This window comes from Solibacillus sp. FSL K6-1523 (assembly GCF_038005225.1).
GTDB lineage: Bacteria > Bacillota > Bacilli > Bacillales_A > Planococcaceae > Solibacillus.
The window spans coordinates 4,236,084-4,254,630 of the sequence record NZ_JBBOSU010000001.1; the positions used below are offsets into that span (position 1 = coordinate 4,236,084).

The 18,547-nt window shown below is 39.8% G+C and carries 18 protein-coding genes and 1 rRNA gene; 4 read left to right on the top strand and 15 right to left on the bottom strand.

Features of this window, described 5'->3' with window-relative positions; genetic code table 11:
* Positions 1-203: 203 nt before the first annotated feature.
* Positions 204-1,759 (bottom strand): 16S ribosomal RNA (locus tag MHI10_RS20445).
* A 268-nt stretch (positions 1,760-2,027) separates the two neighbouring features.
* Between MHI10_RS20445 and MHI10_RS20450 the strand changes: the two genes are divergently transcribed.
* Complete coding sequence (locus MHI10_RS20450; RefSeq protein WP_340788761.1) at positions 2,028-2,675, top strand: hypothetical protein; 648 nt, start codon at positions 2,028-2,030, stop codon at positions 2,673-2,675.
* 147 nt (positions 2,676-2,822) lie between these two features.
* On the opposite strand, the gene MHI10_RS20455 is transcribed toward MHI10_RS20450, so the two are convergent.
* A complete protein-coding gene (locus tag MHI10_RS20455) occupies positions 2,823-3,503 on the bottom strand; it encodes a KinB-signaling pathway activation protein (RefSeq protein WP_340788765.1) in 681 nt (226 codons plus the stop codon).
* Positions 3,504-3,650: 147 nt separating this feature from the next.
* On the opposite strand from MHI10_RS20455, the gene gerD reads away from it, so the two are divergent.
* Positions 3,651-4,247 (top strand): spore germination lipoprotein GerD, encoded by a 597-nt coding sequence (gene gerD / locus MHI10_RS20460; protein ID WP_340788767.1) that lies wholly within the window; start codon positions 3,651-3,653, stop codon positions 4,245-4,247.
* A 92-nt stretch (positions 4,248-4,339) separates the two neighbouring features.
* On the opposite strand, the gene MHI10_RS20465 is transcribed toward gerD, so the two are convergent.
* The 5 genes from MHI10_RS20465 to MHI10_RS20485 all read right to left on the bottom strand — a co-directional run bounded on the left by MHI10_RS20465 (position 4,340) and on the right by MHI10_RS20485 (position 10,064).
* Positions 4,340-5,395 (bottom strand): Mrp/NBP35 family ATP-binding protein, encoded by a 1,056-nt coding sequence (locus tag MHI10_RS20465; protein WP_340788769.1) that lies wholly within the window; start codon positions 5,393-5,395, stop codon positions 4,340-4,342.
* Between the two features lie 73 nt (positions 5,396-5,468).
* Positions 5,469-6,182, bottom strand: a complete 714-nt coding sequence (locus MHI10_RS20470) for an N-acetylmuramoyl-L-alanine amidase (RefSeq protein WP_340788772.1) — start codon at positions 6,180-6,182, stop codon at positions 5,469-5,471.
* A 56-nt stretch (positions 6,183-6,238) separates the two neighbouring features.
* Positions 6,239-8,044: an ABC transporter ATP-binding protein gene (locus MHI10_RS20475; protein WP_340788773.1), complete on the bottom strand. Its 1,806-nt coding sequence runs from the start codon at positions 8,042-8,044 to the stop codon at positions 6,239-6,241.
* Positions 8,037-9,776 carry an ABC transporter ATP-binding protein gene (locus MHI10_RS20480; protein WP_340788775.1) on the bottom strand — a complete coding sequence of 580 codons (1,740 nt, stop codon included), beginning with the start codon at positions 9,774-9,776 and terminating at the stop codon, positions 8,037-8,039. Before MHI10_RS20480 ends, MHI10_RS20475 begins: the two co-directional genes overlap by 8 nt.
* Before the next feature lie 18 nt (positions 9,777-9,794).
* The gene (locus MHI10_RS20485) at positions 9,795-10,064 is read right to left on the bottom strand and encodes a 2-keto-3-deoxygluconate kinase (RefSeq protein ID WP_340788776.1); all 270 of its coding nucleotides are present in this window, start codon (positions 10,062-10,064) and stop codon (positions 9,795-9,797) included.
* 194 nt (positions 10,065-10,258) lie between these two features.
* Here MHI10_RS20485 and MHI10_RS20490 point away from each other — a divergent pair, with 194 nt between their 5' ends.
* Positions 10,259-11,083 (top strand): methyl-accepting chemotaxis protein, encoded by an 825-nt coding sequence (locus MHI10_RS20490; protein ID WP_340788778.1) that lies wholly within the window; start codon positions 10,259-10,261, stop codon positions 11,081-11,083.
* 110 nt (positions 11,084-11,193) lie between these two features.
* Positions 11,194-12,228, top strand: coding sequence for a C45 family peptidase (locus MHI10_RS20495; protein WP_340788779.1), 1,035 nt, complete (start codon positions 11,194-11,196; stop codon positions 12,226-12,228).
* A 76-nt stretch (positions 12,229-12,304) separates the two neighbouring features.
* Here MHI10_RS20495 and rpsI read toward each other — a convergent pair whose 3' ends face one another.
* From rpsI to MHI10_RS20535, 8 genes are all read right to left on the bottom strand, one after another.
* On the bottom strand, positions 12,305-12,697 hold the full coding sequence (gene rpsI, locus MHI10_RS20500) for a 30S ribosomal protein S9 (protein ID WP_340788781.1): 393 nt from the start codon (positions 12,695-12,697) through the stop codon (positions 12,305-12,307).
* 25 nt (positions 12,698-12,722) lie between these two features.
* Positions 12,723-13,160, bottom strand: a complete 438-nt coding sequence (rplM, locus tag MHI10_RS20505) for a 50S ribosomal protein L13 (protein ID WP_340788784.1) — start codon at positions 13,158-13,160, stop codon at positions 12,723-12,725.
* A 230-nt stretch (positions 13,161-13,390) separates the two neighbouring features.
* A complete protein-coding gene (truA, locus tag MHI10_RS20510) occupies positions 13,391-14,140 on the bottom strand; it encodes a tRNA pseudouridine(38-40) synthase TruA (RefSeq protein ID WP_340788785.1) in 750 nt (249 codons plus the stop codon).
* A 12-nt stretch (positions 14,141-14,152) separates the two neighbouring features.
* Entirely contained in the window at positions 14,153-14,950 is a 798-nt protein-coding gene (locus tag MHI10_RS20515) for an energy-coupling factor transporter transmembrane component T family protein (RefSeq protein ID WP_340788786.1), read from the bottom strand.
* On the bottom strand, positions 14,947-15,819 hold the full coding sequence (locus MHI10_RS20520) for an energy-coupling factor ABC transporter ATP-binding protein (protein ID WP_340788789.1): 873 nt from the start codon (positions 15,817-15,819) through the stop codon (positions 14,947-14,949). The genes MHI10_RS20515 and MHI10_RS20520 overlap by 4 nt, the downstream gene beginning before the upstream one ends.
* The gene (locus MHI10_RS20525; protein WP_340788792.1) at positions 15,795-16,640 is read right to left on the bottom strand and encodes an energy-coupling factor ABC transporter ATP-binding protein; all 846 of its coding nucleotides are present in this window, start codon (positions 16,638-16,640) and stop codon (positions 15,795-15,797) included. Before MHI10_RS20525 ends, MHI10_RS20520 begins: the two co-directional genes overlap by 25 nt.
* Positions 16,641-17,120: 480 nt before the next feature.
* On the bottom strand, positions 17,121-17,498 hold the full coding sequence (rplQ, locus tag MHI10_RS20530; RefSeq protein ID WP_057986252.1) for a 50S ribosomal protein L17: 378 nt from the start codon (positions 17,496-17,498) through the stop codon (positions 17,121-17,123).
* Between the two features lie 54 nt (positions 17,499-17,552).
* The gene (locus MHI10_RS20535; RefSeq protein WP_057986254.1) at positions 17,553-18,497 is read right to left on the bottom strand and encodes a DNA-directed RNA polymerase subunit alpha; all 945 of its coding nucleotides are present in this window, start codon (positions 18,495-18,497) and stop codon (positions 17,553-17,555) included.
* Positions 18,498-18,547: the final 50 nt, after the last annotated feature.

Consider the following 18,547-nt stretch of genomic DNA (forward strand, 5'->3'; position numbering starts at 1 on the left):
CCAGTTTTCAAAGAACAAAGCAGCTGACTTCAATCACATCGTGAATGACTTCGCTGTTTTTGCTACATGAAGCTTTGCGACGTAAGCGCTAGCGTCAGGAGCAAGTATATATGAAGTGTTTCATCAAAAAGATGAACCTTCAAAACTGAACAGCAAACGTTAATGTTTCATTCCCGAAGGAATGATTCCGAAAATATCCTTAGAAAGGAGGTGATCCAGCCGCACCTTCCGATACGGCTACCTTGTTACGACTTCACCCCAATCATCTATCCCACCTTCGGCGGCTGGCTCCATAAAGGTTACCCCACCGACTTCGGGTGTTACAAACTCTCGTGGTGTGACGGGCGGTGTGTACAAGGCCCGGGAACGTATTCACCGCGGCATGCTGATCCGCGATTACTAGCGATTCCGGCTTCATGTAGGCGAGTTGCAGCCTACAATCCGAACTGAGAACGGTTTTATCGGATTAGCTCCCCCTCGCGGGTTGGCAACCGTTTGTACCGTCCATTGTAGCACGTGTGTAGCCCAGGTCATAAGGGGCATGATGATTTGACGTCATCCCCACCTTCCTCCGGTTTGTCACCGGCAGTCTCCTTAGAGTGCCCAACTAAATGATGGCAACTAAGAATAAGGGTTGCGCTCGTTGCGGGACTTAACCCAACATCTCACGACACGAGCTGACGACAACCATGCACCACCTGTCACCGTTGTCCCCGAAGGGAAAACTGTATCTCTACAGTGGTCAATGGGATGTCAAGACCTGGTAAGGTTCTTCGCGTTGCTTCGAATTAAACCACATGCTCCACCGCTTGTGCGGGCCCCCGTCAATTCCTTTGAGTTTCAGTCTTGCGACCGTACTCCCCAGGCGGAGTGCTTAATGCGTTAGCTGCAGCACTGAGGGGCGGAAACCCCCCAACACTTAGCACTCATCGTTTACGGCGTGGACTACCAGGGTATCTAATCCTGTTTGCTCCCCACGCTTTCGCGCCTCAGTGTCAGTTACAGACCAGATAGTCGCCTTCGCCACTGGTGTTCCTCCAAATCTCTACGCATTTCACCGCTACACTTGGAATTCCACTATCCTCTTCTGCACTCAAGTTTCCCAGTTTCCAATGACCCTCCACGGTTGAGCCGTGGGCTTTCACATCAGACTTAAGAAACCACCTGCGCGCGCTTTACGCCCAATAATTCCGGACAACGCTTGCCACCTACGTATTACCGCGGCTGCTGGCACGTAGTTAGCCGTGGCTTTCTAACAAGGTACCGTCAAGGTAGCGCCAGTTACTACGCTACTTGTTCTTCCCTTGCAACAGAGTTTTACGAACCGAAATCCTTCTTCACTCACGCGGCGTTGCTCCATCAGACTTTCGTCCATTGTGGAAGATTCCCTACTGCTGCCTCCCGTAGGAGTCTGGGCCGTGTCTCAGTCCCAGTGTGGCCGATCACCCTCTCAGGTCGGCTACGCATCGTTGCCTTGGTGAGCCGTTACCTCACCAACTAGCTAATGCGCCGCGGGCCCATCCTGTAGTGACAGCGAGATGCCGTCTTTTAACATTCGAACATGAGTTCAAAAGTGTTATTCGGTATTAGCCCCGGTTTCCCGGAGTTATCCCAATCTACAGGGTAGGTTACCCACGTGTTACTCACCCGTCCGCCGCTAACTTTCAAAGGTGCAAGCACCAATGAAAGTCCGCTCGACTTGCATGTATTAGGCACGCCGCCAGCGTTCGTCCTGAGCCAGGATCAAACTCTCCATAAAAGTTAGTTTGAAAGCTCATTTGCTTTGCTAGCGTATCAACATAAAGTTGATATCTATTTTTTTGTTTAAGTTCATCACTTAAACGTTTAAATCATTAACGTTTGCTTGTTCAGTTTTCAAGGTTCATGTTATTTCGTTTGTCGCGTCATCTCTTGGCGACTCACTTATAATAACACCTATTTGTTATATCCGTCAACACTATTTCATAAGTTTTTTTAAGAAAAGCTTTTTTTCACGTATAAAACTATTAGAAAGAGGGAATAATATTATGTTAAAACACTTGGTATCACTGGCTTTGTGTATATTTTTAGTACTGTTTTACTTTAACGGAAAAACTTCTATTTTATCTACCTTTCAGATGACTGACTCTCCTAATGTCATTACAAAAGGGCAATATGGTCAATCTTTAATTGTTGAACTAAGCTATTCTCATAAAGGATTAGCAGAATGGATTGAAGCTCTTGCAGAACCTTCTATATTGTTTTTAGTGAATAGTGAATGGATACAACGTAGCCCTGAATTAGTACAACTATTGAAAGATAAAAAACTCAACGTCGGATTACTTGGGCATTCTAGTGTGGATTATCAAGATTCTACTTTGTTAAAAGAGCAACTCACTACTTTCCAAAATACCTTTGGACAATTGCCGCTTTGGTTTGCTACTACTGATTATATTGTAGAGCCCGCGATGCAAGAACAACTATTTGCGAAAAAAATAAATATCATAGCCCCAACGAATTCTTTAAGCACACTAGATATGGCAATCGCTGATGGCGATTTCATAAGCGTTCCCCTGCATCGGCAACAATCGCTCTCTTTTGAAGTCATTGACGAATTTATAAATAAGCATACCCTTGTTTCTATAGAAGAAAACATATTTGGTTATAAAATTTCTACAAAGCGATATCCTCAATAATCATAGACATTCAATAGAGATATAAATACGCTACCTTCTATTCATAGTAGATAATCTTAAAATAATAAAAGACAGAAGTGTTAAATTACAACACCTCTGTCTTTTATCCATTTATACATAATGAAATTGACTCCACTTTTACTTATTTTATACCTTTGCTGTTTTTACCGATTCTTTACGTGCTTTTCGACGTGCTTCTAATTTTTCTCGATCTTTTTCGGATTGTGTATTGTATTTTGGCAACATTAAAATTTGGAATGCATTTACCGCAACAAGTGGGAATAATAATAACGCAACATAAACATCAATATTATCTTGGCGTCCCATTAACGCGATAATCCATTCTAACGAAGTAACAACAATCATAAAGAAGATTGTAGAAATTAAGACATGTGGTTTTTGCGTCATTTTTACTTTTTTCAAACCTGTCGCAATTGCTGAACCGACTAAAACAACAAGTAAAAATCCATAAATAACCCAATCTCCTATTGTTTCCGCGCCTGGTGCAAAACGGAAAATAATAATATCAGCAAGTACAATGATGATTAATAACATTTGTATCCAGTTCCATAATGTTAAAGTACGGAAAATATTTACACCTACTTGATGCAATGTTAAATAAGCAAAGAAGCCCGCTTGTGCCATTACACTCATTGTAATGCCGAGGAAAATCATCCAAACAAATGCAGCAAGAAATTCTCCAATTTCTCCATTTGCTAAGTAAGGTTGAAAGAAGCTCCAACGTATTACTAATGAGGCAATCGCATTTACTCCGCCTCCAATTAATAATGCCCAAAAGGAAAATTTAAACCAATTTCGTATTGTCACGGTATAACGTCCCCCAACTTTTAATATATTTGTTTATTTTACCAATCGTAATTAAAAAAAGCGACCGATGTTATAGGTTCTTACATATTATCTGTAAAATTGTGAACAATAAATGAAAGCGCTTAGTTGCAGAAAGGATTGATAAAGATGATACGGCGTTATTTATTCCTTAGTCTAATGGTATTGTTTCTCGTTAGCTGTAGTGATGCAAAAACAACCACCCTTTCTTATGATGAAGTGAAGAAAATTATGGTCGATGCAGTACAAACTGAGGAAGGAAAGAAGGCAATTCGTCAATTATTTGAAGAAAAGAGCTTTCGTGAACTACTCGTTTTAAATACGGAAGAAGTAAAGAAGGCAACAGAGGATACATTACTTTCTAAAGAAGCGGAGGAGTTTTGGAAAAAAACATTTGAGGATCCTAAATTTAAGGAAGCCTTTGCAAAAGGTATGAAAAAACAGCATGAAGATTTAATGAAGGGCTTACTAAAAGATGCCTCCTATCAAGAAGATTTGATCACCTTTTTCAATCAACCTGAAATGCAAAAACAGTTGGAGTCCATTTTAAAGGGTTCCAAAATGAAAAAGGAAATTGAAAAGTCCGTCATGGACACAATTGAAAATCCACTTCTCCAATCTAAATGGCAAGAGCTCATTAGACAAAGTGTAGAAGCGCCTCCATCTGAAGAGAAGCCAGATTCTAAAGCTAAAGAAGATAGTGGAAAAGATGAAAAACCACAATAGCTTCTTACTTTAACTCCAATTGCCTTTCCAAATGCTAAAGAGCTAAAGAAAAAACGATTGCTTACGTAAGTCCATAAGCAATCGTTTTTATATTATTTCTTTAACTGTGCAATTACTTCTTCTGCAATCGTTAAATATATTTTACCTGTCGGATGATGTGCTGCATAAATAGACGGGGCAAAATCTTCCTCTGTCCAGTCTGGCTGGCCTAGTGGAATTTGTCCTAATAACTTCGTACGTAATTCTTCTGTTAACTTAGGGCCGCCGCCTTGGCCGAAAATATATTCTTTCTCGCCGTCTTTATTTTCATACCAAGCCATATTTTCAATAACACCTAAAATTTCATGATCTGTTTGTAACGCCATCGCACCTGCACGAGCTGCTACGAAAGCTGCTGTTGGGTGTGGAGTTGTCACAACAATCTCTTTTGATGACGGTAACATTTGGTGAATATCCAACGCTACATCACCTGTGCCTGGTGGTAAGTCTAATAGTAGATAGTCTAAATCGCCCCACTCCACATCGCGGAAGAATTGATCTAATACTTTTCCAAGCATCGGGCCACGCCATACAATCGGTGCATTATTTTCAACGAAGAAGCCCATTGAAATAACTTTTACACCCATGCGTTCTACTGGATAAATACGATTATCTTTGACAACAGGCATTTCAGTAACACCCATCATGTCTGGCACACTGAAACCGTAAATATCAGCATCGATTAAGCCAACCTTTTTACCTAAACGAGCAAGCGCAACTGCTAAGTTTACAGAAACAGTTGACTTCCCTACGCCACCTTTACCTGAAGCGATTGAAATGAATTGCACGCTAGATAATGGTGATAAAATATCTTGTGCTTCCGCTTCTGTCGCTTGTCCGCGGAATGCTTGTAATGCTTCTTGTGATAATTCTTCAAAGCGAATGCCGACAGAAGCCGCGCCATTTGCTTTTAATACTTCAACAACTTTCATTTGAAGCGTCATTTGTTCTGGCGTATTCGTTTTTGCAATGGCAAGACGAACGCTGACATGCATTTTTTCTTCTTTAATTGAAACGTTAGTTATTCCGTTTGTTTCTGCTAAAGGTTTATGTAAAAACGGATCTTGTAATTGTCCTACTAGTTCTTGAACTTTTTGCACGTTTAACACATCAAACACTCCCCTAAATTGAATATTCAATGTTAGTATATCACACTCATTTCGTATTACGGTTATAGGTTGCTTAGTCTATATTGAGGTGGATATAGTTTTCAATTCCGCGCGCAATGGCAAAGGCGATCTTTTCTTGATAACTATCTGTTGCTAGTAATTTTCTCTCTTCTTCATTACTAATAAAACCTGTTTCAACTAAAGCTGCTGGTGCCTCTACTTTTTTCAGTAAATACACTTGTTTAATTGATAGCGCTTCACGATCTGTATTTTCTAATGTTTCGCGTAATGTTTGCTGTAAAGCTTTCGCTAATAACTCGCTATTTGGGTGTCCATCCTTATGGAAAAATACTTGCGCACCTCGCCACTTTGCATTGGGAATCGCATTTGCATGAATCGTGACAAATAAATCGGGTTCATGCGACTGTACGAGTGATTCCCTTAAAAAGATATCTTGTTTTTTTCGCTCTCGGTTTGTTAGGTTTTGTCCCTTTGATGGTTGTTCACTAATCACATCACCATCTGTTGTACGCGTTAAAACAACTTCTGCGCCCAAACGCGTTAGCTGACGTTCGACCTTTTTAGTAATTGCTAGTGTAATTTCTTTCTCAATTACTTCTCCCCCAGAAGCGCCCCCATCCATTCCTCCATGTCCTGCATCTAATACGATTTTCACCCCACCTAAAGGCTCGGGTAAGAAAAATCGCTTATCCGATGCACTCGTCTCATAAACAACGACCATCATCGAGCAAAATATAACAAAAATTAATGCAAGCCAACGCCTCAAAAAAACCACCGCCCTTTTTGCCTACTATACGCAAATGGACGATGGATTATTCCCTATCAAGCCATATGCTGACGTTGCAAAGCCGCATAAAAACCTTGATTGTTCATTAAAGTTTGATGATTTCCTTGCTCTATTATACGCCCTTCCTTGAGAACGAGAATTTGATTGGCATTTTCGATTGTCTTTAAACGATGGGCAATGACAAAGCTTGTGCGCCCCTCCATTAAATTTGTTAATCCCTTTTGAATGTGCACTTCGGTCATTGTATCTACACTTGAAGTCGCTTCATCTAAAATTAACAAATCCGGATCTTCTAAAATAGCACGAGCAATAGCAATTAATTGGCGCTGTCCTTGACTTAAATTTAATCCACCACTTGTCAATACAGTCTCATACTGTTCCGGTAAGTATTTAATGAAATTATGTGCATACGCAATTTTGGCTGCTTCTTCCACTTCTTCATTCGTGGCATCGAGCTTACCAAATCGGATATTCTCACGGACTGTTCCAGAAAATAAGTACGTATCCTGCAATACAACACCGACATGATCGCGTACATTGCTCATTTGATAATGCTCGATTGGCTCACCATCTAGCAATATCCGCCCACAAGTAGCATCATAAAAACGCGTCAGCAACTGAATAATTGTCGTTTTCCCAGAGCCAGTTGGGCCAACAATGGCAATCGTTTCTCCCGCTTGGGCATGAAAATCAATACTATGCAAAATCGGTTTTCCTTGTTCATAAGCAAATTCAACATTTTGAAATGTCACATCCCCCGCAAAAGTATTTTTAATCTTTGCATTTGTAACATCCGCGATTTCTTGCGTTTCATCAAGTATTTCAAAAACACGTTCTGAACCGGCAATCGCTGACTGGAATGTATTGAGTAAATTGGATAGCTGATTGATCGGGCGGAAAAATTGACGGGTATACGTGACAAACGATGCGATAACACCAATGGAAAGACCACTTGTTACAGCCATAATCGCTCCAACTCCAATAACTAAACTCAATCCTAAATTATTCATAAAGTTATTAATTGGGCCCATGAAGCCTGAAATGGTATCCGCGCGCATAGCTGATATACGCAATTTTTCATTATCTTCCCGGAACTCTTCAATACTTTGCTTTTCCTTACCGAAGAGCGTAATAATATCCGCATTTGAAATCGTTTCTTCTATATAACCATTTAACGCACCTAAATTACGTTGACGTTCTTTATAATTCACACTACTTCGCTTAATAATTTGCTTTGTTGCCCAAACGATTAACGGAATAATAATGAGCGTCACAAGCGCGAGTACCCAATCTAAATAAAATAAAGCAAATGCTGTTCCAATAATCGTCAAAAAGGACGAAACAATTTGAATGACACTTTGCGAAAGTGCTGCATTTAAATTTTCAATATCATTCGTCATACGACTCATTAAATCACCTTGCTTACGTTGATCAAAAAACGCAAGCGGCAATGATTGATATTGTTCAAATAGTTGCTGTCGTAATCGGTGAATTGTTTTTTGCGAAATACGTATCATTACAAACGTTTGCACCCATGTTAATACAGAAGATGTAATATAAACCCCAGCTAACACAAGGGCCATTTTCACCGCGCCATTAACATCTAATTTGACAATATAATCATCGATTGTTTTCCCTATTAAAAATGGGCCAACTAAACTTAACAGCGTGCTAATAACGACAAAGACGATGACGCTTATGAGCTCGACCTTTTGTAAGCGTAAGTAGCTCCAAATACGCAACAATGTTTGTTTTTGATTTTTCGGTTTTACGATTGGTCCTGCAAACCGACCACCAGGATGTCCCATTGGTGACGGAGGCCCACTTGGATGTTTAGACATGTAGGGTACCTCCTTTTTCCTCTTGAGTTTTAGCAATTTCTTTATAGAGTGAACTTGTTTTCAATAATTCCTCATGCGATCCACACGCTACAATACGACCATCATCCATCACAAGAATTTGATCAGCATGGCGAATGGAAGATATTTTTGAAGATACAATGAATTTTGTTGCTTGACCAAATTGCTTTTCAATCGCTTCTTGAATTTTCTTTTCTGAAATACTGTCTACTGCACTCGTCACATCATCTAACACTAAAATTGCCGGCTTGCGAATAAATGCCCGCGCCATTGCAAGGCGTTGCTTTTGACCACCAGATAAATTTGTTGCACCTTGTGTTAACAAATGCTCCGTCCCAGATGGAAGCTTTTCTATAAATTCTGTTGCACAAGCCGCTAGCAATGCTTCTTCTAATTGGTCATCGGATGCTATTTCATTACCGTAACGGATATTTCCAGCTATTGTTTTCGAGAACAACGTCGCTTTTTGTGGCGCAAAGCCAATCGATTGACGTAATTGCTCGACATCATATTGTTGAATCGGCACACCATCAACCTTGACCACACCTTGGTCGACATCAAACAAACGCGAAATCATTTTGACAAGCGTTGATTTCCCACTACCCGTCATACCGATAATGCCGATTGTTTCCCCCTCTTTTGCATGGAAGCTCACATTTTTTAAAACCGGTTCTGTACCTTTCATATAAGAAAAGCTTACTTGTTTAAATTCAACCTCTCCGCGCACAGACTGCTTTACTGGTTGAGTTGGGCTTTGAATCTCTGCTTTTTCATCTAACACTTCAACAATACGCCCTGCACTTGGAATAGCACGCGCTAATTGCACAAGTACCATGGATGAACTCATTAACCCTTGCATAACCATCATTAAATAGTTGATAAAAGCGAGAATGACCCCTACTTGAATTGTTTCACTTTCAACTTGAATCGCTCCAAGCCAAAGTGCAGCGACAATCCCTAAATTCACGACAAACATCGTTAATGGTGCTAATACGCCAATAATTTGATCCGCTGTCATACTGCGTTTCATTAATTGCGTATTTACATTTGTAAACTGTGCAATTTGGTGATTTTTTCGATTGTATGCTTTAATGACACGAATACCTGCTAAGTTTTCCTGTACTTTTGTGTTCATTTGATCGACAACGCGCTGCACTTTGTGAAATAGCTTGCCTGATAGTGATGTAAAAAAGTACATAGCAAAAGCGAGTATCGGCACAACGACTAATAAAATCGGAAAGAGCTCGGGTGCTGTTACATAAACAATCACAACCGCACCAATGAACATCATTGGTCCGCGCACGAAAATTTTAAGAAGCATCGTGACAGCACGCTGTAGCATTTCTACATCACTTGTTAAATTCGTAATCAGTTTACCTAACGTAAATTTATCTTTACTATTATTCGAAAAGTACGTAATCGTTTCATATAAATCTTGGCGCAAATCAGTAGCAAAATTAACAGCTGTTTTTGAGGCATACACCGAACAGCCTATTCCACCAATTAGAGCGATTATAGACGTTCCTATCATCAGACCAAACATTTTTAGTATGTAGGATGTATCTCCTTGTGAAATCCCATCATCAATAATATGCTGTAATATCGTTGGTTGGAGTAAATCCATTCCCACTTCGATAAGCATCATGACTGGTGCGATAATCGCAAAAACGAGATATGGTCTAATATACTTTGTAAGTTTTAATACGGCTTGCATGTTGAAGTACCACTTCCTCTATTCCTCAATTGTTTCAGTTAATTGAAATGTAACGATAAATTCATCCATAATAGCTTCTGTTGCCTTTAGCTCGCCAGCGATTATAGGATGAATCGATTGAAGCTCTTTGGATTCCAATTGTTTTTTCAATGTTTCGCGTTTCGTTCCTAACTGTCGATAAAACTCTAATGCGCGCCCTCTTCGAAATGTTTGAGCTCCTTTTCGACGTCCCTCTCTATTACATTGTTCATGTTCTCGCTGGTGCCTATCTTTACCTTCAGAATACATACGATTCACCTCTATTATTTTGAATACTATTGTATACTTTTGTATACAATGTTACTAGTTAATCTTTATATTATTTCGGAAGTTTTGACTAGGTATTTCTTATTAGAACTATTTACTATATAGTTGAAGTGATACTTTTAACTTCTAAATATTAATACATCAGTTATAAATAATGAGAAAAAGGGGTTTTTTTAGTGAATCAAAAGTTACAGGTTATCGTTGAATCTATTGACTTTTATCAATCTACTTATCCCGAGGACGCCTGCATTTTGATTTTTGATACCGAAAAGGTTGTCGGTTATAAACGTGGCAAGATAGTGGATTTAAAAATTACACTTGGCGAAACAGTTGACCAACACCGCACTACGACAAGCGTTCGTGCAATGAAGAGCGGAAAGTTTTTACGTGAGGAACGTAACGAGGAAGCATTCGGTTTTCCATACATCGCCTCTTCTGTCCCAGTATATGATAACGGAGCAATCGTCGGCGTTGTGACAGGTGTTATTTCAAATAGCCGTGTAAGCAATATGCGCACCGTAGCAAATGAGCTGTCTGACTCTGTCCAGGAAATGTCTGCGACGACAGAGCAACTGGCGATGGCAAGTACCGATGTTTCCAAACGTATCGAAGAATTATCGAAGTATGCCGAACAAATGAATGACAATATCAAACAGATTAATTCCATAGTTGGGGCTGTAAAAGATATTGCGATGCATTCTAAAATTTTAGGATTGAACGCATCAATTGAAGCAGCTCGTTCAGGCGAACATGGCAGAGGCTTTGCTGTTGTCGCAAACGAAATTCAAAAAATGGCGCACAATAGTACCGATAGCGCTAATAGTATCGAAACCCAATTATTAACGATTGCGGATTCTATTGAGCATATTAATGCTTCTACAAAACAAATCGCTTCATTTACCGAGGAATATACAGCGAGCATGCACGAAATGAGCGAAGGCTATGTAAGTATTAATCAAATTGGGCAAAGATTATTAGAGCTTGGTGAAGTTGAAGATTAACTTTATTATGTAACCTTTTGAAAGCACATTCATAATGAAAGTGCTTTTTATTATGTTTATAGCAAAAACATCGATACGATGATAGCAACTGTTAGGTAAAGGAGTTCATTATGAAAAAAGTATATAGCGACGTCATTCAATTCAAAGGTACACATTTTGATTTTGGTATGTATCAAGGAGAACTTTTAAAAAATTCACCACTTATGCGCAATCAAGAAGCAATGTACCATCGTTTCACGCAAAAATTTACAGTTGATGTACCGTTTATTACGCAGTTATTAAATACGTATGCCCCCCATCTAATCAATGAAATTGAGGGACTTGCACAGACGCTAAGTTTTACAATGGAAAAGGCATTTCTTCATTTTGCAGGCTATTACGCTAGCCCAAAAAGTGGTTGCTCGATTACAACACGTCCAAGCTACATGATTCGAAATTACGACAATGCACCTGATACGTATGATGGTCGCTTCGTGTTATTTTCACCAACAGATAGTGGATTTTCCTCCATGGGACCTTCCATGCAAGTTACTGGACGAATGGATGGCTTAAACGAAAAGGGGCTAGCTATTGGCTATAATTTTGTAAATACTAGAAATAACCGCGATGGTTTTGTATGTAATATGATTGGTCGCCTCTTACTTGAACGTTGTCAAAATACTGATGAGGCCATTCAGTTACTCCGTGATATTCCGCACAAACATTCTTTTAATTATGTGCTGCTGGATGCTGAAAGAAATTCTAAAATTGTAGAGGCATCACCGCGTCAAATTTCAGTACGTGAAGCGACAGCATGTACCAATCATTTCAATATTTTAACGGAAGAAAATCGCTATCGAATGGAAGATTCACTTGCACGCGAACAAGTGATTTCAGATGCACAACAACAGACACTGTCTATAAAAGAGGCATTTGAATTATTGAACGGGGTAGAGCGTGGAGTTTTTGCAACAAAGTATGGCGCTTGGGACGGTACACTGCATACGGCTGGCTATATACCAAGCGAGCGCAAGGCCATTTTTGCACTTGGTGGCGACACATTACCCGTACTCATCGATTTTGAAGCTTGGATACAGGGCAAGCGCTTGGCACTGACAAAATTAAAAGGTGCTCTCGACGCAAAAGATGGCTTTGCGAATGAATAATAGCACCAAAAAACCCTTTCTCGGAAAAATTCCAAGAAAGGGTTTTGCAATTCGCAAAAGAGTATAATCGGAAAGATTATCGTTTTGAGAACTGAGGTGCACGACGAGCGCCGCGTAGACCTGGTTTTTTACGTTCTTTCATGCGTGAATCACGAGTTAATAGACCCGCAGATTTAAGCGCTGAACGGAAATCAGGATCAACTTGTAATAATGCACGAGCGATACCGTGACGGATTGCACCAGCTTGACCTGTGAATCCACCACCGTTTACGTTAACGTGTACATCATAAGAACCTTTAGTTTCAGTAGCTTCTAATGGTTGGTTGATGATTAATAATAAAGTTTCGTATGGTAGGTAATCAGCAACATCACGGTTGTTGATTACGATTTTGCCTTCGCCTGGTACTAAACGTACGCGAGCTGTAGAACTTTTACGGCGACCTGTGCCGATGTATTGAACTTGTGCCAAGGTTATTTCCTCCTATTATTGTATATTAACCGCGTAGCTCGTAAGCTTCTGGTTTTTGTGCTGCGTGTGGGTGCTCTGAACCTGTGTAAACGTTAAGTTTAGAGAACATTTGACGACCTAAAGAGTTCTTTGGAAGCATCCCTTTAATCGCTAACTCAAGCATTTGAGTTGGGTATTTTTCTTTCATTTCACCAGCTGTACGTTGTTTTAAACCACCAGTGAATTGAGTGTGACGGTAGTAAATTTTACCTTGTAATTTGTTACCAGTTAACTCAATTTTCTCAGCGTTGATGATGATTACGTGATCACCTGTATCAACGTTTGGTGTGAAAGTTGGTTTATGTTTACCGCGTAAGATAGCAGCTACTTCAGAAGCTAAACGACCTAACGTTTGGCCTTCTGCGTCAACTACTAACCATTTGCGTTCTACTTCGTGACCTTTAGCCATGAATGTTGTGCGCATATTTGTATCCTCCTAATCGATATTGATTACCGTTATTTTTCATTATTATACACTTATAAGTTTCGGGGCTTATTTTGTGGTGGTAATGAAAATACCATACATCATCATATAATGTATTGCGTTATAAGTCAAGAATTTTAATTGAACACCTGGAGAGGTTGTTAAACCCTTTTAGAATGGGTTTTTCAATTAAATTCACCAAAAATAATTGCCTTTTTACTATAAAAAAATTACTTTTTGCTATAAAAAACTTCTTCTAAATACAAGCCATGCGCTGGTGCTGTTTTGCCTGCTTGATTTCGATCTTGTGAGGCAACCGTTTGAGCAACGGATGCACTTTCCCGTCTATCTATACCGACTTCCCACAATGTCCCCGCAATAATGCGTACCATATTATAAAGGAATCCATCTCCTGTAATGGTCATATGAAGCTCATCTTGACGCCATTCGAAATCGAGAGCACTTACTGTACGTACTTTATCCACTACACTCGTATTAGCCGCGCAAAAACAGCTAAAATCATGTTGCCCGACAATCGCCCTTGCTGCATCACTCATCGCCATAACATTTGGCTTCACTCCATTTGTCTCCACTGCATAGTGACGACGAAACGGACTTTGAACTGTACGACAATCCCAAATATACCGGTAACGCTTTCCTACCGCATCAAAGCGTGCATGGAAATCATCCGCTACTTGTTCAAGCTGAAGTACACGAATATCACGCGGTAACTGCACATTTAACGCTTTCATGTAGCTAGCAGAGGGAATATCCAATGACGTATCAAAATGAATCGTCTGCCCTGTTGCATGGACACGCGCATCTGTTCGTCCACTTGCTGTAATCTTTACATCTGCGCCCTTATGCATTTTGGCTAGCACTTTTTCAATTTCAAGTTGTACGGTACGCTTTCCTGGCTGTACTTGATAGCCTGCAAATTGCGTCCCATCATAACTAATAATCGCTTTTATTCTCGTCATTTCCTTACTCCTTTAGTTGCGTAACAGCCACAACGTAGCAGCGACTGCTAAAAGCAATACTAAGCTCACAGTATCTTTTAAATCCCATTTTAGCTGACGATATCTTGTACGTCCTTCACCACCGCGATAGCCACGTACTTCCATTGCTGTGGCTAAATCTTCCGCACGTTTAAAAGCACTCACAAATAACGGCACGAGTAACGGAACAACCGCCTTTAAACGATCTTTAAGCGGCCCTGCACTTAGGTCTGAGCCACGTGCCATCTGCGCCTTCATAATTTTATCTGTTTCATCCATTAATGTAGGAATAAAACGTAAAGAAATTGACATCATAAGTGCCAGTTCATGTACAGGTAACTTGATTTTCTTCAACGGATTTAATAATGTTTCTAACCCATCCGTTATCGAAATCGGTGATGTTGTCAATGTTAAAATCGATGTCATAAACACAAGCACTAAAAATCGCATCGAAATAAAGATACCTTGCTTTAATCCTTCTTCATGAATTTTCATAAAACCTAAATCAAGTAACACTGCGCCTTCTTTGTTCATCAAAATATGCAATATAAATGTAAACGCCATTAAAAAGATAACGGGTTTTAAGCCATTCACTAAAAAATATAAGCGAATACGAGACATTAAAATAACGAACAACGTAAATGCTAATAAAATCGCATATGTTACAATGTTATTTGCTAAAAAAACGATGACGATAAAAGCAAACACAAAAACTAATTTTGAACGTGGATCTAGTTGATGTACAAAGGAGTTACCAGGTATGTAACGACCAAAGATCATTTTCTCCATCATTGCTCAGCACGCCCCTCTCGAATCGCTTGCCCCAATTCTACGGCTAGCTCTTCTTCAGTTAAGCACACTTTTGATAGCTTCTTACCAATCATCTGCTCTACTTTATGCTGGAAACGTACGACACGTGGTGGTTCTAAACGGTATTTCGCCAATGTTTCGCTATCCGCAAATAATGCACGAGGCTCACCCGTTAACACACATTTCCCTTCATGCATAATAGCGATTCGGTCCGCATAACGTGCCGCATCTTCCATACTATGCGTGACAAGAATTGTCGTAAGCCCTTTTTCCTTGTGTAACGTATAAAATAAGTCCATAATTTCCTTTTGCCCTCTTGGATCAAGTCCGGCAGTCGGCTCATCTAATACAATCACTTCTGGCTCCATCGCCAGTACGCCCGCAATCGCAACACGACGCATTTGACCTCCAGATAAATCAAATGGCGATTTTTCTAAAATATTATCCGGCAAACCAACGAGTGAAATTAATTCACGTGCCCGCTTTTCCGCATCTTTTTCAGAGACGCCAAAATTCATCGGTCCAAACATAATATCTTTCAGCACCGTTTCTTCAAATAATTGATGCTCTGGAAATTGAAAAACAATGCCTACTTTTTGACGAACAGGTTTTAATTCTTTTGCTTTTTTCCCCGCTTCAATTACACGTTCACCAATATGAACCGTACCACTAGACGGCTTTAAAAGTCCGTTAAAATGTTGCAAAATTGTCGACTTCCCTGAACCTGTGTGACCAATGATTGCTTCATATGTCCCACTCGAAATCGTTAATTCTACATCATGCAATGCGTACTTTTCAAATGGTGTACCTTTTGAATAGGCATAGCTTACTTGTTGAAGTTTGATGTCCATAAATCATTCACCAGCTCTTCTTCTGTCATATGTTGTCCTACAAGCTGCACACCTTGTGCTTGTAAAAGTTTTGTCATCTTTGTTGCAAATGGTAAATCCAGTCCAAAATCAACGAGTTGTTCACCAAGCGCGAATATTTCTGCCGGTGTACCTTCTGCATATTTCTTTCCATCATTCATAAAAATAATGCGGTCAGCTAATAGTGCTTCTTCTAAATCATGCGTAATCGATAAAACCGTTAAACCAATTTTTTCACGCAATGCTTGTACCGTTTTTAAAACTTCTTCTCGCCCTTGTGGATCAAGCATGGAAGTCGCTTCATCTAATATTAAAATTTGTGGATGCATCGCAAGCGCTCCAGCAATCGCAACACGCTGTTTTTGCCCACCTGACAAGTGATGTGGCTCATGGTTAATAAAGCCTGCCATTTTTACCTGCTCTAACGCTTCATTTACCCGAATGACCATTTCCTCATATGGAACGCCATTATTTTCTAAAGAAAACGCAACATCATCTTGAACCGTTGCCCCTACAAATTGATTGTCTGGGTTTTGAAAAACCATACCAATTTGAGAACGTATTTCCCATAAGTTTTCCTCAGTTAATACATCTCGTTTAATCCGTACTTCTCCTTGCTCTGGAAATAACAAGCCACTCATTAATTTAGCCATTGTTGATTTGCCGGAGCCATTATGTCCAACAATCGCAATCCACTCTCCTTTGTCTACCGAAAAGGATACATCTTGAACTGCTTTTCTTGCTTCTGGATTTTCCGGTGTATAGGAAAATGTTATATGATTAAACGATAAAATTTCAGACATGATTGCTCAACTCCTCTCTTCACTCTGCTCTACTAATACGTTACACGTTTTAAGAAATAGATGCTACCTTTTCCCAGGAAATAACGTATACCTATATAAAAATAAAGCACGTTTTGCAATAGTAAGACAACATGCCCTCCATTAAACGTACTTTATGTTTGCATATGTATATGGAGAATTTTGATGCTCAAATCAAAACCCCATAAGTAATTTACACTTTCTTACAGTGTTAAATAAAAAAGCGCGCACCTCATTCACAGAAATGCGCTTGTCGTAACATTTTCAGGGTGATTAGGTGCTCAAGCCTAATCATCCAATGAATGAGGTGCGGAGAGCTAAACGAGTCGCCAGCAAAATTGCCCCGCTCATCATAACGCTCAGCTTAATTATTGTCGTATAAATCCAATTTAAAGATAAAACAAAAGAGGGGTGCGGGTTCAACCGGTGAACCGGACACCCCTCTTCACCATTTCGTTAGAATTAAACTAATTCGATAACTACTACAGGTGCGCCGTCACCACGACGAGGACCTACTTTAAGAATACGAGTGTAACCACCTTGACGCTCTGCATAACGTGGTGCAATATCGTCAAATAGTTTTTGAAGTGCGAAAACAGTGTTTGCTTCTTCGCCTTCGCCAACTGTTACTAACTCACGACGGATGAATGCTGCCGCTTGACGACGTGCATGTAAATCACCGCGTTTACCTAAAGTAATCATTTTTTCAACAGCTTTACGTGTTTCTTTAGCGCGAGCTTCAGTAGTTTCGATACGCTCGTTGATGATTAAGTCAGTAGCTAAGTCACGTAATAATGCTTTACGTTGAGAACTTGTACGACCAAGTTTTCTGTAACCCATGGACGTTTCCCTCCTTTATTTATATCTGATCTAGCTTAATATTTAAGTTTTCGCTTAGTCTTCATTACGTAATCCTAAACCAAGCTCTTCTAACTTCGCTTTAACTTCTTCTAAAGACTTACGCCCTAAGTTACGTACTTTCATCATATCGTCTTCTGATTTATTCGCTAATTCTAATACCGTATTGATACCAGCGCGTTTTAAACAGTTATAAGAACGAACAGAAAGATCAAGCTCTTCGATAGTCATCTCTAATACTTTTTCTTTTTGATCTTCTTCTTTTTCGACCATGATTTCAGCAGTTTGTGCTTCGTTCGTCATGCCCACAAAGATATTTAAATGCTCTGTTAAAATTTTAGCTCCAAGTGAAATCGCTTCTTTTGGACCGATGCTACCATCTGTCCAAACATCAAGTGATAACTTATCGTAGTCAGAGTTTTGCCCAACACGAGTGTTTTCAACTTGGAAGTTGACGCGTGAAACTGGAGTGTAAATAGAGTCGATCGGGATCACGCCGATAGGAAGATCCTCACGTTTGTTTTGATCAGCAGGAGTGTAACCACGGCCTCGTTGTGCGTACATACGCATACGTAAATGACCGTTTTTAGCGATTGTTGCAATATATAGATCTGGATTTAAAATTTCTACATCACTGTCATGTGTAATGTCAGCAGCAGTAACCGTTCCGTCACCTTTCACATCAATCTCAATGACTTTTTCTTCGTCAGAGTAGATTTTTAAAGCTAGCTTTTTAACGTGTAAGATAATTGAAGCAACATCTTCTACAACGCCTTCTACAGTAGAGAATTCGTGTAGTACGCCGTCAATTTGAATTGACGTTACAGCAGCTCCAGGTAATGAAGACAGAAGGATACGACGTAAAGAATTACCCAAAGTGTTTCCATATCCGCGTTCTAGCGGTTCTACAACAAACTTGCCATATTTGGCAGCTTCGCTGATCTCCACTGTTTCAATCTTTGGTTTTTCAATTTCGATCATTCCAATTTACCCTCCTTCAAAACATCTAATGTATAGGTTCATACCATCAT